Annotated in this window: 16 protein-coding genes and 1 pseudogene; 2 read left to right on the top strand and 15 right to left on the bottom strand. The window is 71.7% G+C overall.

From position 1 onward, the window contains the following. Positions 1-92 precede the first annotated feature (92 nt). Positions 93-512 carry a DUF3151 domain-containing protein gene (locus DEJ46_RS21015; RefSeq protein WP_150268617.1) on the top strand — a complete coding sequence of 140 codons (420 nt, stop codon included), beginning with the start codon at positions 93-95 and terminating at the stop codon, positions 510-512. Positions 513-594: 82 nt separating this feature from the next. On the opposite strand, the pseudogene DEJ46_RS21010 reads toward DEJ46_RS21015, so the two are convergent. The 11 genes and pseudogenes from DEJ46_RS21010 to DEJ46_RS20960 form a co-directional block, all read right to left on the bottom strand. Beyond that, a pseudogene (locus DEJ46_RS21010) lies at positions 595-870 on the bottom strand (DUF3151 domain-containing protein); the annotation flags it as partial. Positions 871-898: 28 nt separating this feature from the next. Then, positions 899-2353 (bottom strand): MFS transporter, encoded by a 1455-nt coding sequence (locus DEJ46_RS21005; RefSeq protein ID WP_150268615.1) that lies wholly within the window; start codon positions 2351-2353, stop codon positions 899-901. A gap of 72 nt (positions 2354-2425) precedes the next feature. Then, positions 2426-3586, bottom strand: coding sequence for a MalY/PatB family protein (locus tag DEJ46_RS21000; protein ID WP_150268613.1), 1161 nt, complete (start codon positions 3584-3586; stop codon positions 2426-2428). A gap of 78 nt (positions 3587-3664) precedes the next feature. Further along, a complete protein-coding gene (gene fbaA, locus DEJ46_RS20995; RefSeq protein ID WP_150268611.1) occupies positions 3665-4687 on the bottom strand; it encodes a class II fructose-bisphosphate aldolase in 1023 nt (340 codons plus the stop codon). Between the two features lie 221 nt (positions 4688-4908). Next, on the bottom strand, positions 4909-5448 hold the full coding sequence (pyrE, locus tag DEJ46_RS20990; protein ID WP_150268609.1) for an orotate phosphoribosyltransferase: 540 nt from the start codon (positions 5446-5448) through the stop codon (positions 4909-4911). 35 nt (positions 5449-5483) lie between these two features. Then, on the bottom strand, positions 5484-6269 hold the full coding sequence (locus tag DEJ46_RS20985; RefSeq protein ID WP_150274619.1) for an aldose 1-epimerase: 786 nt from the start codon (positions 6267-6269) through the stop codon (positions 5484-5486). A gap of 35 nt (positions 6270-6304) precedes the next feature. Beyond that, complete coding sequence (locus DEJ46_RS20980; RefSeq protein ID WP_150268608.1) at positions 6305-7228, bottom strand: SRPBCC family protein; 924 nt, start codon at positions 7226-7228, stop codon at positions 6305-6307. Between the two features lie 88 nt (positions 7229-7316). After that, entirely contained in the window at positions 7317-9080 is a 1764-nt protein-coding gene (locus tag DEJ46_RS20975) for a spermidine synthase (RefSeq protein ID WP_223835485.1), read from the bottom strand. 96 nt (positions 9081-9176) lie between these two features. Beyond that, positions 9177-9695 (bottom strand): DUF2617 family protein, encoded by a 519-nt coding sequence (locus DEJ46_RS20970; protein WP_055642633.1) that lies wholly within the window; start codon positions 9693-9695, stop codon positions 9177-9179. A gap of 279 nt (positions 9696-9974) precedes the next feature. Next, complete coding sequence (locus DEJ46_RS20965; protein WP_150268604.1) at positions 9975-10184, bottom strand: hypothetical protein; 210 nt, start codon at positions 10182-10184, stop codon at positions 9975-9977. Between the two features lie 52 nt (positions 10185-10236). Continuing rightward, positions 10237-10434, bottom strand: a complete 198-nt coding sequence (locus DEJ46_RS20960; RefSeq protein ID WP_190622786.1) for a hypothetical protein — start codon at positions 10432-10434, stop codon at positions 10237-10239. Positions 10435-10624: 190 nt separating this feature from the next. On the opposite strand from DEJ46_RS20960, the gene DEJ46_RS20955 reads away from it, so the two are divergent. After that, positions 10625-11803 carry a pyridoxal phosphate-dependent aminotransferase gene (locus DEJ46_RS20955; protein ID WP_150268602.1) on the top strand — a complete coding sequence of 393 codons (1179 nt, stop codon included), beginning with the start codon at positions 10625-10627 and terminating at the stop codon, positions 11801-11803. A gap of 78 nt (positions 11804-11881) precedes the next feature. On the opposite strand, the gene DEJ46_RS20950 is transcribed toward DEJ46_RS20955, so the two are convergent. The 4 genes from DEJ46_RS20950 to clpB all read right to left on the bottom strand — a co-directional run bounded on the left by DEJ46_RS20950 (position 11882) and on the right by clpB (position 15660). Further along, positions 11882-12415 (bottom strand): YbjN domain-containing protein, encoded by a 534-nt coding sequence (locus DEJ46_RS20950; RefSeq protein WP_055646184.1) that lies wholly within the window; start codon positions 12413-12415, stop codon positions 11882-11884. Between the two features lie 72 nt (positions 12416-12487). Further along, positions 12488-12811: a type II toxin-antitoxin system PemK/MazF family toxin gene (locus tag DEJ46_RS20945; protein ID WP_150268598.1), complete on the bottom strand. Its 324-nt coding sequence runs from the start codon at positions 12809-12811 to the stop codon at positions 12488-12490. Continuing rightward, positions 12808-13032 carry a hypothetical protein gene (locus DEJ46_RS20940; RefSeq protein ID WP_223834870.1) on the bottom strand — a complete coding sequence of 75 codons (225 nt, stop codon included), beginning with the start codon at positions 13030-13032 and terminating at the stop codon, positions 12808-12810. The genes DEJ46_RS20945 and DEJ46_RS20940 overlap by 4 nt, the downstream gene beginning before the upstream one ends. 24 nt (positions 13033-13056) lie before the next feature. Further along, complete coding sequence (gene clpB, locus DEJ46_RS20935) at positions 13057-15660, bottom strand: ATP-dependent chaperone ClpB (RefSeq protein ID WP_150268596.1); 2604 nt, start codon at positions 15658-15660, stop codon at positions 13057-13059. Positions 15661-15750: the final 90 nt, after the last annotated feature.

Genomic DNA, 15750 nt, shown 5'->3' with positions numbered 1-15750 from the left:
TACATCAAGCGCCATTCTCATCTCTGCTTGAGCCACGGCCGAATTTCTCGTGGGCATCCCTGAGCACCGTCCCCGAGTGGCAGACTGCTCCCATGACGACGCACAAGAACCTGCTCGGCGGCCCGGAGCCGACGTACCTGCCCGAGAACGAAGAGGCGTACCGCCTCCTGGGCGAGGAGTCCCTCGCGCCGGCCGAAGTCGTGGCCAAGCACCCCACGTTCTCCCTCGCGTGGGCACAGCTCGCCGACGATGCCTACGAGGCGGGGCGCGTGGTCGAGTCGTACGCGTACGCGCGCACCGGCTACCACCGCGGACTCGACCAGCTCCGGCGGGCCGGCTGGAAGGGGCATGGCCCCATCCCCTGGAGCCACCAGGCCAATCGCGGCTTCCTGCGCTGCCTCGCCGCCCTGGCGCGCGCCGCCGGCGACATCAACGAGAAGGACGAGACGGAGCGGTGCTGGCAGTTCCTTCAGGACAGCAGCGCGGAGGCGTACACCGCGCTGAAGCGGTAGCCGTCACCGCAGCCGGAAACAGCTGTGCCTCCGCTGCTCAGGCAGCGGAGGCACAGAAACTCGAACGATCACATGTACCGCCGTTCTCCCACGGCACCGGGCCGTGGCCCTTCCAGCCGCTGCGGCGCAGGGCGTCCAGGCCGCGGTGGTAGCCCGTACGGGCGTAGGCGTACGACTCGACGACCCGGCCGCCCTCGAAGGCGTCGTCGGCGAGCTGGGCCCAGGCGAGCGAAGAGGTCGGGTACTGCGCGGCGACCTCGGCCGGCGCCGTGCCGTTCGCGAGCAGCTCGCGCGGACCCGGGTCGTCGGGCAGGTGGGTGGGGGCCGGTCCCCCCAGGAGGTTCTCGTGGATGGCCATGGCCACAGCCTAGGGGGTGCCTTGTCGATCAGGCCGAAGCGTTCGCCCCCGGGTCCAGCGGCGGGGACGTCACGCCGCAGTGGACCCGGCACTCCGGGTGGCACCCGGCGCCCTCGGCCGGGGTGCGCATCGTCGTCCAGGCGAGCACCGCCCCGGCCACCAGGAGCCCCGCGCACATCGGCATCGCGCGCCGGAAGGTCTCGTCGAACTCCTCCGCCGAGCGGTACGCCTCCGGGCCCATCCCGGCGAGCAGCGGCAGCGCGGCCACCGCGAGCAGCCCGGCCGCCCGCGCCGCCGCGTTGTTGATCCCGCTCGCCAGGCCCGCCCTGGACACGTCCACCGAGGCCAGGACGGTCGCGGTCAGCGGCGCGACCAGGGCCGTCATACCGAGGCCGAGCACCAGCATGGCCGGCAGCACGTCCCGTACGTACGAGGCGTCCTCCCCGACCCGCAGCATCAGGAGCATCCCCGCCGCGCACAGCAGCGGCCCCACCGTGAGCGGGATCCGGGGACCGATCCGCTCCCCCAGCTCCCCCGACTTCGCCGACAGCAGCAGCATGAGCACGGTCGTCGGCAGCAGGGCCGTACCGGCGCCGAGCGCCGAGTAGCCGGAGACCACCTGGAGCTGGAGCGCGGCCAGGAAGAAGAACCCGCCGAAGGCCGCGTACACGCACAGGGTGACCAGGTTGACCGCCGTGAACAGCCGGGACGCGAAGATCGACGGCGGTGTCATCGCGCGCTCGCCGCGCCGCCGCTCCACCACCACGAACACCGCCCCGAGCACCAGCCCGGCCGCCCCCGCCCACCAGGCCGCGCCGATCAGCGCGTACGTCACGAGGCCGAGCGCCGCCGCGCCCAGGAAGGCGCCGAGCACGTCGAAGCGGCCGTGCGCGGTCTCGTCCCGGGACTCGGGCACATATCGCAGCGCCACGGGCACGCAGACGGCGGCGAGCGGCACGTTCAGCAGGAACACCCACCGCCAGCCGGGCCCGTCCACCAGCCAGCCGCCGACGAACGGCCCGATCGCCGCGCCCACGCCGCCGAAGCCGGACCACAGGCCGACCGCTCTGGCCCGGTCGTCCTCGTGGAAGCTGGCCTGGATCAGCGCGAGCGAGCCGGGGGTGAGCAGCGCCCCGCCCACGCCCTGGAGCGCGCGGGCCGCGATCAGCACCTCGGTGGTCGGCGCGAGCCCGCACAGCAGCGAGGCGAGCGCGAACCACACCACCCCGATCACGAAGACCCGGCGCCGGCCGTACCGGTCGCCGAGCGCCCCGCCGAGCAGGATCAGCCCGGCGAGGGTCAGCATGTAGGCGTTGACGGTCCACTGGAGGGCACCGAGGTCGGCGTCCAGGTCCTCGCCGATGTGCGGCAGGGCGACATTGACGACGGTGGAGTCGAGCAGCGCCATCCCGGAGCCGAGGACGGTCGCGAACAGGATCCACCGGCCTGTCCGCGAGGCCATCCGCACATCCCGCTCACCCATGCCTGCATGGTCCCGCGAAGCCGCGGGCGCCGCTCGCCGACACCGCTGCCGGGCGGACGCCGGCCGGCGCCGTCAGCTCGTGCGCAGCCGGGTCGCCGCCCTGATCAGCGCGTCCACGCCCCGCTCGGCCTTCTTCCGCGGGCAGCCCACGTTCAGCCGGACGAAGCCGGGCGTCCCGTACACCCCGCCGGGCATGATCGCGACCTTCTCCACGGACACGAGCTCCTCCTGGAGCCGGGTCTCCTCGATCCCGAGCGGCCGCAGGTCGATCCAGGCCAGGTAGCCGGCCTGCGGGGGCTCCCAGACGACGCCGGGCAGCCCCGCGGCCAGCCGCTCCCGGATCAGCTCCATCGTGCCCGCGACATAGCCGCGCAGCTCGTCCAGCCACGGCGCGCCCTGCCGGTACGCGGCGATGTGGGCGGTCAGCGAGAGGACCGCGGGCGAGGCGAGGCCCTCGCCGGTCTCCATGCGCCGGACGAACTCCGTGCGCGCGTCCGGGTCGCCGACGATTCCGTACGAGCCGGAGAGCGCGGGGAAGTTGAAGGCCTTTGTACCGGAGGTGACGAGCGCCCAGCGGCGGCCCCGGCCCGGCTCGGCCACCCGGGTCCACGGGACGTGCCGGCGGCCGTCGGTGGTGAGGTCGGCGTGGATCTCGTCGCTGACGACGGCCGCACCGTGCCGTTCGGCCAGCTCGGCGAAGGCGGCGAGCTCCTCCTCCGTCCACACCCGGCCCGTCGGGTTGTGCGGGGAGCAGAGCAGCAGCATCCGGCTGTCGGGGCGGGCGAGCACCCGCTCCAGGGCGTCGAGGTCTCCGAGCGGCACGCCCCGCAGTTCGCGCCCGAGCCCGGTGACCGCCTTGCGGAAGCCGTCGTAGGTGGGGGTGTGCACGACGACGCCGTCGCCGGGCTCCGTCCACATCTGCAGGAGCTGCGAGAGCTGGTTGAGCACGGACGGCGCGTACACGAGCGCCTCCGGGTCGATCTCGGTCGCGTACCGGCTCGCGTACCAGTGCCGGATCGCCTCGCGGAACTCCCCGAGCCGCCAGTCGGTGTAGCCGAAGACGCCGTGGTCGACGCGGTCGCGCAGGGCTGCGAGGACCTCCGGCGGGGAGGCGAAGTCCATGTCGGAGATGGTGAAGGGGAGCAGGTCGGGGACGCCGAAGCGGTCCGCGATCCCGTCCCACTGGACCGACCAGGTCCCGTGCCGGTCTATCTCACGGTCGAAGTCGTACATCGTGCCCTCCCCTGGGAAGTCTCCTGGACGCACGAGGGCCCGGCACCTCGGGAGGTACCGGGCCCGTCGCTCACGGACTTACTTCAGCTTCGTGCCGGTCGAGCGCAGCGCCGCGCACGCCTCGGTCACGCGGACGGCCATGCCGGCCTCGGCCAGCTTGCCCCAGGTGCGCGGGTCGTAGGTGGACTTCTTGCCGACCTCGCCGTCGACCTTCAGGACACCGTCGTAGTTGCGGAACATGTGGTCCGCGACCGGGCGGGTGAAGGCGTACTGGGTGTCGGTGTCGAGGTTCATCTTCACGACGCCGTTCTCCAGCGCGGTGGCGATCTCCTCGGCGGTCGAGCCCGAGCCGCCGTGGAAGACGAAGTCGAACGGGTTGACCTTGCCGAACTTCTCGGCGACGCCCGCCTGGAGGTCCTTGAGGAGCTCGGGGCGGAGCACGACGTTGCCCGGCTTGTAGACGCCGTGGACGTTGCCGAAGGACGCGGCCAGCAGGTAGCGGCCCTTCTCGCCCAGGCCGAGGGCCTCGGCGGTGCGGATGGCGTCGTCGACGGTGGTGTACAGCTCGTCGTTGATCTCGTGGGTGACGCCGTCCTCCTCGCCACCGGTCGGGGTGATCTCGACCTCAAGGATGATCTTGGCGGCGGCGGCCTTCGCCAGCAGCTCCTGGCCGATGGCCAGGTTGTCGGCGAGGGTCTCGGCGGAGCCGTCCCACATGTGCGACTGGAACAGCGGGTTCTCACCACGGGCGACACGCTCGGCGGAGACGTCGAGCAGCGGACGGACGTAGCCGTCCAGCTTGTCCTTCGGGCAGTGGTCGGTGTGCAGAGCGACCGTGATGTCGTACTTCGCGGCGACGATGTGCGCGAACTCGGCCAGGGCAACGGCGCCCGTGACCATGTCCTTGTTGTACTGACCGCCCAGGAACTCGGCTCCGCCGGTCGAGATCTGGATGATGCCGTCGCTCTCGGCCTCCGCGAAGCCTCGCAGCGCCGCGTGCAGAGTCTGGGTCGAGGTCACATTGATGGCCGGGTAGGCGAACTTGCCTGCCTTCGCCCGGTCGAGCATCTCGTTGTAGACCTCGGGGGTTGCGATGGGCATTCGTCCGCTCCTTGTGATGTGCGGGGTGTGTGCGTTGCTGTCCCTGACCTGGGGGCGACGTCATCGTCGCCCCCATCCTTTCAGACTCTCGTCCTGGCTCCCACGGGCGCGGCACACCAAGGGGCGGGGTGTTTCACGTGAAACACCCCGCCCCTGGAGGAAAACGCAGGTCAGGACCGGTATCGCCGGGGTCCGGGACCTAAGTCACGACTTCGCGGCGGTTACGCCAGGTCCAGATCCGTGAGCTGGTAGCCCGTGAGGTACGGCAGACCGGCCTCGGCGATCGCGCCTGCCGCGCCACGGTCCACGATCGTGGCCACGGCCACGACCTCGCCGCCCGCCTCGCGGACGGCCTCGACGGCGGTCAGCGGGGAGCCGCCGGTGGTCGAGGTGTCCTCGACCACGAGGCAGCGGCGGCCCTTCACGTCCGTCCCCTCGATACGGCGCTGCATGCCGTGCGCCTTCTGCGCCTTGCGCACGACGAAGGCGTCGAGGCGCTGTCCGCGCGCGGCGGAGGCGTGCAGCATCGAGGTGGCGACCGGGTCGGCGCCGAGCGTCAGACCGCCGACGCAGTCGAAGTCCAGCTCCGCGGTGAGGTCGAGCATGACCTGACCGACCAGCGGCGCGGCCTCGCCGTCCAGCGTGATGCGGCGCAGGTCGATGTAGTAGTCGGCTTCCAGACCCGAGGAGAGGGTCACCTTGCCGTGCACCACGGCCTTGTCCTTGATCTGCTGGAGCAGGTCAGCGCGTACGTCAGTCATGGTCAGCAGCTTAAGGGGCCTCCCCTCACGATCGCTTACAGCCGCCGCCAGCTCCAGACGCTCTCGACCTCCAGGGGGTCGATCGGGGTGACGTACCGCGGGTGGGTGTTGAGGCCGTTCGGCGGGCCGGACTGCGGCTCGACGCAGACCGCCTCGGCCTGCTCGTCGTAGATCACGACCCACTCGGCGCGGCTGGCCACCTTCAGCTCCAGCTCCTCCGGCCAGGTGAGGGTGACGTCGACGCCGCCGGGCATCCCGAAGCAGTCGTCCCGGGGGCCGGGGAGGGGGTCGATCCGGCGGCCGGTGGGGAGGTGGTTCTCGCCGCGCTCCTCCTGCCAGCCGGGGGCGAAGTCGAGCTCCACGTCCCGGCCGCCCTTGCCGAGGTTGCGCAGGAACCAGGGGTGCCAGCCGGCCTGCGCCGGGAAGGAGGCGTCGTACGTCTCGACCCCGAAGCGGAGGGTCAGGGAGTCCTCGGCCAGCTCGAAGACCTGCGTCACCCTGCCCTTGTACGGCCACGGGTCCCCGAGCTCGCAGGTGAAGACCGCCTCCGTCCCGGAGACGCGGGCGGTGTTCCAGGCGAGGTCGCGGACGGTGCCGTGGATGGCGTGCGGCGGTGCGTTGACCGGCAGCTGGTGCGTGGTCGCCCCGTCGCGGAAGCGGCCGTTCTCGGTCCGCCCGCACCAGGGCACCATCGGGAAGCTTCCGAACCGCTCGCCCTGGCGCAGCACTTCGGTGCCGCCGATGCGCAGGCTCTCGATCCGGCAGCCGTGCTCGGGGCTGATGGTCAACTCGGCGTCGCCCGCCGTCAGTCGCGTCTGCATCGTCACAGCCCGACCCTAGCCCCGATTGGACCGTTTCAACGACGGCGGCGCAGGGCCCTCCCGACGACGACCGCGGAGGCGATGGCGAGGGCGGCGGCGGGGGCGATCCAGCGCAGGGTGGCGGTCGCGCTGGTGGCCTCGGGCGCGGGGACGGGGGCGTAACGGCCGCGCGGCGGGGCGTGGTCGACCTCCTCGGCACTGCGCCCGATCATGGTCCGCCGCGCGTGGGCGGCCTCGACGGGAGGCTGCGGGGAGGGGAACTCGACGGGGGTGACGCCGAAGTCCTGGTCGAGGAGGGGGTCGAGCGAGGAGGGCGGGACGGAAGAGTCGACGCCGGTGGAGCGCGCGGGCTCCTCGACCCCGTCGTCCACACCGTCGTGGTCGGAGTCGGAGTCGGAGTCGGGGTCAGGATCGGAGTCGGAGTCGGAGTCGGGGCCAGGGGCGGAGTCGGGGTCCGAGTCCGGGGCCGGGTCGCCGTCCTCCGGCACTTCCCCGCGGACCGCACTCTCGCCCTCCTCCGGCTGCTCCGGCTCTTCCGCCAGCGCGGCCAGCGCCTCCGCGAACTTGTCGAGCAGCTTGGCGCCGGCCGTGGCCCGCGCCTCGTCCGTCGCCTCGGCGAGCCGGCCGGCCGCCGTCAGCGCGCCGGTGAAGGTCAGGCTGGTGCCCTCGTCCACAGGGGTGAGGACGACGGTCAGGGAGAGTTCGGCCGTGCCCTTGCCCCGGGCCTCGGCACCCTGCCCCTCGTAGGTGATGGCGCCGTCCCGCTCGACGACCCGCAGGGCGCCCCGGTAGGTGATGGTGTGGCTGCCGACCCGGATCTTGAGCCGGCCCGCGAGGGGGTCCGCCTGCGCGTCGGCGTCGCGCTGGAGGCCGGGCACGCAGCGCATCACCCGGGCCGGGTCCGTGAGCGTCGCGCGCAGGGCCTCGGCCGGGACCGGAACGAACACCTCATGCTCCATGGAAGCCGAGCCTACTCAGGCCGGGGCGCGGCGTCGCCTCTTTGCGCCGGGGCCCGCGCGCCCCGGGGAGAGCGGCTACGCCGTCCTCTCAGTCGCGGTACCTCGGGTGCACGAGGGTCGAGGGCGGCAGCTCGGGGCCCCTGGCCCGCTCGGCGCGGCGCGCGGCGGCCTCCAGGGTGTCCCGGCCGAGGGAGCGCAGGCGGGGCGCGTCGGGCGCGAGGCCGAGAGCGGGCGGACGGGCGCCCGGGACCGCGAGGAGGAAGCCCCAGTCTCCCGGCCCCCGCTCCGTACCGCTGGTGCGGTCGGCGCGGTCGGGGCCCGCCGCGAAGCCGGGGGTACGGCCGCTCGCGCTGTACGCGCGGGTCGCGAACCCGGCGGCGCGCAGGGTGGCGTCCACCGTCCAGTAGGTGTGCGGCCGGTCGGTGACCGATCCGGCGTGGACGGCGAACCGCCCCGAACCGGTGAGGACGCGGGCCACGAGTCCGTGGAACTCCTCCGAGTAGAGCTTGGTGCTGGGGGTGATGCCCGGGTCCGGGAGGTCGGAGATCACCACGTCGTACCGTTCCTGCACACGATCGACGGTGCCCCGGAGCCAGTTGAAGGCGTCCGCGTAGACCACCCGGACGCGCGGGTCCCGGAACGCCTGCGCGTTGAGCGTGGCGAGGGCCGGATCGGTGCGGGCGAGGCGGACGACGCCGGGGTCGAGCTCGACGACGGTGACGGAGGAGACCCCGGGGTAGCGCAGCACCTCGCGGGCGGCGAGCCCGTCGCCGCCGCCGACGATCAGCACGCGCTCGTGCGGGCCGTTCATCGCGGGGTGGACGAGCGCCTCGTGGTAGCGGTACTCGTCCTGTCCCGCCACCCGCAGCCGGCCGTCGAGGAACAGGTCGGGCGGCCCCTCGCGGCCCCCCGTCACCACCACTTCCTGGAGCTCGGTGTGGACGGCGACCCGCACCCGCTCCCCGTACACGGCCCGGCGTGCGGCCTCCTCGAAGTCGTCGACGAGCACGGTCGCCGTGGCCAGGACGGCCAGCACCGACAGGTTCACCGCGATCAGCAGGGCGCGGGAGCGGGAGGTCAGGTCGCGCCGGAACACCCACAGCACGAGGCCGCCGCCCGCGATCACGTTGACCGCGCCGGTGACGAGCGCGCCGGTGAGCTGGCCGAGCCAGGGCAGCAGGAGGAAGGGGAAGGCGAGGCCGCCGACGAGCGCGCCGACGTAATCGGCGGCGAAGAGGTCGGCGACCGTCCCCGCGGCGTCGTCCTGCTCGGCGGCCGGGGCCTGCCGCCTGGCCCGCTTCGCGGCCCCTGCCCCGGCGGCCGCCCCGACGCCGGTGCCGGATCCGGCCCCCGGCGCGGGCGCGGTTCCGCCCCGGGGCCCGGCGGCCCGCTGTATGAGGGACATGAGGAGCGGGATCTCCGCCCCGATGAGCACGCCGATGGCGAGCGAGAACGCCACGACGACGTACCGCGACTCGCCCAGCCAGGCGAAGGCCGCGTACAGCGCGAGGGCCGAGCAGCCGCCGATGAGCGCGAGCCCGGCCTCGACCAGGCCGAAGCCGACGGCGGCACGGCAGCGCAGCCGCTTGGCGAGGAGCGAGCCCACTCCCATCGCGAAGACCATCACGGAGAGCACGACGGAGGCCTGGGTGACCGAGTCGCCGATCAAGTAGGAGGCGAGCGCGACCAGTTCGAGTTCGTACACCAGCCCGCAGGCGGCGCAGACGAAGACCACGGCGAGGACCGGGAACCGCACCCCGTCGGCCGACCTCGGCGGCCGGGGCGACCTGGACGGTCTGGGCGGCCGCCCGCGCCGCCGCACGGGCGGTTGTCGCACCCTTGTGGGTGGCATGGTCACGGTCGGCTCGATCATGAACGTAACGCTACGTCACGACTTACGCACTCCTTGTCACCCACACGAGTGCATCTGGAGCTCTGAAGGGGCGTATCAGAGCGTTGCGGGCATACGTGCGCCGATTCGGGTCCTGGTCACCACGAGCTGCCCTTCCTGCGGGTAGGCGTGCCAGGTGCGCCAGCGCACCTGGCCCTCGTGGCGCTGCGCCAGCATCGCCGTGAAGGCGTGCGGGGAGCCGGGGAAGGTCCCCGCGAGGCCGTTGGGATGGTCGGCGACGAGCGCGAGCAGCTCCTGCGCGCGGCCCGCGAAGGAGCCGTGCGAGAGCGTCTCGACGCGCGCCGCGAATTCGTACTCCCATTCGCCGACGCGCTTGGAGACGCCGAGCGGGAGGGGGGTGCTGCTGCCGGGCATGCAGGCGACGGTCTCCGAGCAGCTGCGCCCCTCCTCCTCAAGGAGTACCTGGTGAGAGGCGCCGAGCAGCCTCAACTGGAGTCTGGCGCCGGAGAGTTCGAGGTCGAGTACGGCGAGGGCGGGCAGCGGCTCGCGCCCGAGGGCCCAGGCCAGGTCGGCCGCGCGGGTATCGGTGTAGGAGGTCTTCAGGGTGGTGAGCATGGGTCGGCTCCGCAAACACGGTTTGACGGGTGGGCCGGGGGCGCCCCGGAGAGGGTCCAACGGGAGTGGGGGATCGCCGGCTCGGTTCCACACACGGTCCGAGGGCTGTCTATGTCAGGAGCGAGAGAACCACGGACGCCGGGCGACTCGCAGCGTTTTTACCCAACTTGCCGCGGTTTCCAACCCCTTCGGGGACCCCACAGTTCAATTGTTCAATCAGAATCGATCGACAAGATCCGCCGAAATGCCAACGTCACGTGCCTCCGGGGCCGTTACGCCTCAGCTGCCGCCGCAGCCGCCACCCCCACAGCTGGACCCGCAGGAACTCGAGCCCCCTCCGCAGCCACCGGAGCCGCTGCCGCCACCGTCGGCCCAGCTGCGGCCCTTCTTCCGGCCGCCTCGCCGCCCGCCGGAGCCGGTGACGCCGCGGACGACAGAGATCAGCGTGATGAGGACGATCGCCCCCATGAAGATGATGAAGAGATCCATTTGTACTACCCCCGTTCTTCTGTGCGAGGGAGATGCCCTCCGGGGCCCTCCCTCAAAGACGACTTGAGCGATTCCAGAGCTTCAGCTGCACGAGGACGAGGAGCTGGAGCAGGAGGAGGACGAACACGAGGAGCTCGAACACGACGAGCTGGAGCCGGAGCAGGAGGACGACGAGGAGGACGAGGAGGACGAGGACGACGACGAACAGGAGGACGACGAAGACCCGTCCGAGGAGGACGATCCGGCCCACCAGCTGTCGGAGCCGCCGGAACGGCCACCGGAACGCACCGTGCCGCGCAGGGACAGCGCGACGACCCACACCACGATCGCGATCACGACCGCGATCCCGAGGATGAAGAATGCGATGTTCATGCCAGGGCGATCCCCTCGGCACGCCATCGCCAAAGCGCACTTGAGCAAGTCCAGAGCTTCCCCCCAGGATGGCCGTCATGACACGACCGCTGCTCAACCGCCGGCTCGCCGAATTCGGGACGACGATCTTCGCCGAGATGTCCGCGCTGGCCGCCAGGACCGGGTCGATCAACCTCGGTCAGGGCTTCCCCGACACCGATGGCCCCGAGGAGATCCGCGAGGCCGCGGTCCGCGCGCTGCGCGACGGCCTCGGCAACCAGTACCCGCCCGGCCCCGGCGTCCCCGAGCTGCGCCGGGCCGTCGCCGACCACCAGCGGGAGTGGTACGGCCTCACCTACGACCCCGACGCGGAGGTGCTGGTCACCGCCGGTGCGACCGAGGCGATCGCGGCGGCCCTGCTCGCGCTCGTCGAGCCGGGCGACGAGGTGATCGCCCTGGAGCCGTACTACGACTCGTACGCGGCCTGTGTCGCGATGGCCGGCGGCACCCGCGTCCCCGTCACGCTCCGCCCGCACGAGGGCGCCTACGTCCTCGACCTGGACGAACTGCGGGCCGCCGTCACCGACCGGACCCGGCTGATCCTGCTCAACACCCCGCACAACCCCACCGGCACCGTCCTCACCCGGGCGGAACTGACCGCCGTGGCCGAGCTGGCGATCGAGCGGGACCTGCTCGTCGTCACCGACGAGGTGTACGAGCACCTGGTGTTCGACGACGCCGAGCACGTGCCCCTCGCGAGCCTCCCCGGCATGCGGGAGCGGACGGTCACCATCGGCTCGGCCGGCAAGACGTTCTCCTTCACCGGCTGGAAGGTCGGCTGGATCACCGCGAGCCCCGAGCTCGTCTCCGCCGTCCGCTCGGCCAAGCAGTTCCTCACGTATGTCTCCGCCGGCCCCTTCCAGTACGCGGTCGCCGAGGCGCTCCGCCTCCCGGCCGCCTACTTCGACGGCCTCCGCGCCGATCTGCGCGCCAAGCGGGACCTGCTGAGCGAGGGCCTCGCGCAGGCGGGCTTCGAGGTCTACCGCCCGGCGGGCACCTACTTCGTCACGACCGACATCCGCCCGCTCGGCGCCGAGGACGGCTTCGCCTTCTGCCGCTCGCTCCCCGAGCGCGCGGGCGTCGTCGCCATCCCGAACGCCGTCTTCTACGACCACCGCGAGGCCGGCGCCCCCTTCGTCCGCTTCGCCTTCTGCAAGAGGACGGAGGTCCTGGAGGAGGCGGTCGCCCGCCTCAAGCAGCTCGCCTGAGGACCCCCTCCGGGACGCACGGGAGCCCGGCCCCCTCGGAAGGGGAGCCGGGCTCTCGTGGCCGTGCGGCGAGGAGGCTCAGGCCTCCTCGTCGCCGGCCTTCTGCTCGGGGGTCTCCAGGCCGAACTGCTCCACGACCCACTTGTCGAACTCGATGGAGGCGCGGACCCAGCTGACCGTGGAGGACACGAAGTGCTCCAGGGCGACGCCGGTGCCGATCAGCATCTGCGCCTCACCGATGAGGCGGAGGGTGGCGGAGCCGTCCTCCTCCTCGTGCAGGTGGGTGTAGACCTTGGGCCACAGGGTGCGGCGGTTCCAGTCGTCGATCGCGTCGAGAACCTTGGCGCGGTCGTCGGCCGAGTGCGGGCGGTCGTAGAACGTCCGGACCGAGAAGACCTGCTGCTCGTCCTCGCCGCGGAACATGAAGTACGTGCGGAATTCCTCCCACGGCGCCGCGAGGTCACCCTCGTCGTCGACGACGTACTTCAGCTCCATCTGCTCGAGCAGCTGCTTGACGAGGTCCTGGTCGGGGACGACGGGGCCCGCCGGTCCTGCGGCCTGAGGCTGGGGCTGGCCCCCGAAATTCGGAATCGAGGACGGGTCGATGCTCACCGTGTATTTCCCTTCGTACGGATGCTCGCCATCCTCCCCCATGTCGGACCGGTTGTGGCAACCCCAGGCCCGTCAGAAGAGGCCGAGCTTGAGCATGAGAGCCCGGTCGAGGTCCCTCAGCTCGTCGGCGTCCAGCGCGCCCTTGAAGGCGCCGAAGCGTGCAGCCGGGTCCACGGAGTAGATCTGGTCCGTGAGGATCCGTGTCACCCTGCCGTCGAACTCGATCTCCGGCCGGTAGACCGTCGGCGCGGCGCTGGTCGACGTCATCGCGACCGTCACCATCGAGGTCGCGAACTGGTCCGACTGGATCACGACGGCGTAGCGATTCCCCTGCTGCTCGTGGCCTCGGGCGCCGGGCAGCTGTCGGATCTCGACGATCGCACCCCGGAAGATCACTCGGCGACACCCATGAAGCGCTGGATCGCCAGCATCTCGGCCTGGTCGTCAGGGTCGGCCGCCACACGAGCCGCATCGGCCTTCGCCTGCTCGATCAGCCGCTCTTTGTAGGTGCGCAGGAGCGCGTAGCGCACGGCCTCGCTCCGCGAGCCGAACTCCTCCGCGAGCGCCCTTATGGCTGCCTCCATGGACTCGTCCGTCCGGACGTTGAGAGTTCCCATGGAGGCAGCGTATCGCAAAATGTATTACAGGGTCTTGCCGGCGCCGGGGCCCACGATCAGGCCGTCCTCGAATCGATCGACGCGGACCGTGTCGCCGTCCACGACCTCGCCGGCGAGGATCTCCTTCGCCAGGCGGTCGCCGATCGCCGTCTGGATCAGGCGGCGCAGCGGCCGCGCGCCGTAGGCCGGGTCGTTGCCCTCCTCGGCGAGCCACTCCAGGGCCTCCGGGGTGACGTCCAGGGTGAGCTGCCGGTCGGCGAGGCGCTTCGCGAGGCGGTCGATCTGGAGGCGGGCGATCCGGCCCAACTCGGCCCGGTCGAGCGCCGAGAAGACCACGAGGTCGTCGAGGCGGTTGAGGAACTCGGGCTTGAAGCTCGCCCGCACCACGTCCAGGACCTGCTGCTTCTTCACGTCCTCCGAGGTCGACGGGTCGACCAGGTAATGGCTGCCCAGGTTCGACGTCAGGATCAGGATGGTGTTGCGGAAGTCCACCGTCCGGCCCTGCCCGTCGGTCAGCCGGCCGTCGTCAAGGACCTGGAGCAGGACGTCGAAGACCTCCGGGTGCGCCTTCTCCACCTCGTCGAGCAGGACCACGCTGTACGGGCGGCGGCGGGCCGCCTCCGTGAGCTGGCCGCCCTCCTCGTAGCCGACGTAGCCGGGAGGCGCGCCGACCAGGCGGGCGACGGAGTGCTTCTCGCCGTACTCCGACATGTCGATGCGGATCATGGCCCGCTCGTCGTCGAAGAGGAAGTCCGCGAGCGCCTTCGCCAGCTCCGTCTTGCCGACGCCCGTGGGGCCGAGGAAGAGGAAGGAGCCGGTGGGACGGTCCGGGTCGGCGATGCCGGCGCGCGTGCGGCGCACGGCGTCGGAGACGGCCTGCACGGCCTCGGACTGGCCGATCAGCCGCCGCCCGAGCTCGTCCTCCATGCGCAGCAGCTTCTGCGTCTCGCCCTCCAGGAGGCGGCCGGCGGGGATGCCGGTCCAGGCGCCGACGACGTCCGCGATGTCGTCGGGGCCGACCTCGTCCTTGACCATGCTGTCCTTGGACGACTCCTGCTGGGCCTCGGCCTCGCTCGCCTCCGCCAGCTCCCGCTCCAGGGCCGGGATCTCCCCGTACAGCAGCTTGGAGGCGGCGTCGAAGTCGCCGTCGCGCTGCGCGCGCTCGGCCCGTCCCCGGGTCTCGTCGAGGCGCTCCTTGAGCTCGCCGACGCGGTTGAGGGACTGCTTCTCCTTCTCCCAGCGGGCGGTGAGGCCGCGCAGCTCCTCCTCGCGGTCGGCGAGGTCGCGGCGCAGCTTCTCCAGGCGCTGCCTGCTCGCCGGGTCCGTCTCGTTCTTGAGGGCCAGCTCCTCCATGCGGAGCCGGTCAACGGAGCGCTGGAGCTCGTCGATCTCGACGGGCGAGGAGTCGATCTCCATACGGAGCCGGGAGGCGGCCTCGTCGACGAGGTCGATGGCCTTGTCGGGGAGGAAGCGCGAGGTGATGTACCGGTCGGAGAGGGTGGCCGCGGCGACCAGCGCGGAGTCGTTGATCTGCACCTTGTGGTGCGCCTCGTACCGGCCCTTGAGGCCGCGGAGGATCGCGATGGTGTCCTCGACGGTCGGCTCGGCGACCAGGACCTGCTGGAAGCGGCGCTCCAGGGCGGGGTCCTTCTCGATCCGCTCGCGGTACTCGTCGAGGGTGGTCGCGCCGACCATCCGCAGCTCGCCGCGGGCCAGCATGGGCTTGAGCATGTTGCCCGCGTCCATGGCGGAGTCGCCGCCGGCGCCCGCGCCGACGACCGTGTGCAGCTCGTCGATGAAGGTGATGATCTGGCCGTCGCTCGCCTTGATCTCGGCGAGGACGGTCTTCAGCCGCTCCTCGAACTCGCCGCGGTACTTCGCCCCGGCGACCATCGCGCCGAGGTCGAGCGAGACCAGCCGCTTGTTCTTCAGCGACTCCGGTACGTCGCCCTTCACGATCCGCTGGGCGAGCCCCTCGACGACGGCGGTCTTGCCGACGCCGGGCTCACCGATGAGGACCGGGTTGTTCTTGGTGCGGCGGGACAGCACCTGCACCACGCGCCGGATCTCGTGGTCCCGGCCGATGACCGGGTCCAGCTTGCCCTCGCGCGCGGCGGCCGTGAAGTCCGTGCCGAACTTCTCCAGCGCCTTGTACTGCCCTTCCGGGTCGGGTGTGGTCACCCGGCGTCCTCCCCTGCTCTTCTCGAAGGCGTCGAGCAGCTTCGCCGCGCTCGCACCCTGCCGGTCGAGGATCTCACCGGCCTGCCCGCCCTTGGCGGCGAGCCCGATGAGCAGGTGCTCGGTGGAGAGGAAGTCGTCGCCGAGCTCCTTGGCGCGCTTGTCGGCGTCGGCGATGACCGCGAGGAACTCGCGGTTGGGCTGCGGGGGCGCGACCGTGGACCCCGTGATGCTCGGCTGGGCGGCGATGAGCCGCTCCGCGCCGGAGCGCACGACCGCCTGGTCGGCCTCGACGGCGGCGAGCAGGTCGGTGATGTTCTCGTTGTCCTGACCCGCCAGCAGGGCCAGGAGCAGGTGCGCGGGGATGAGATCCGGGTTCCCCTCGGACACGGCGCGGCTCGTGGCCGCGTTGAGCGCGTCCCGGCTCCGGTTGGTCAGTTCGACGTCCACGTGCGGTGTTCCTCCTCGGTACCTACGGCTACTTTCCCTCTATGACCCTTCTAACGTACACAAAGTTGAGTCCATTCCGCTCAATGTTTC

The sequence above is a fragment of the Streptomyces venezuelae genome, from assembly GCF_008642375.1.
Lineage (GTDB): Bacteria > Actinomycetota > Actinomycetes > Streptomycetales > Streptomycetaceae > Streptomyces > Streptomyces venezuelae_G.
This window is presented reverse-complemented; position numbering and strand designations above follow the sequence as displayed.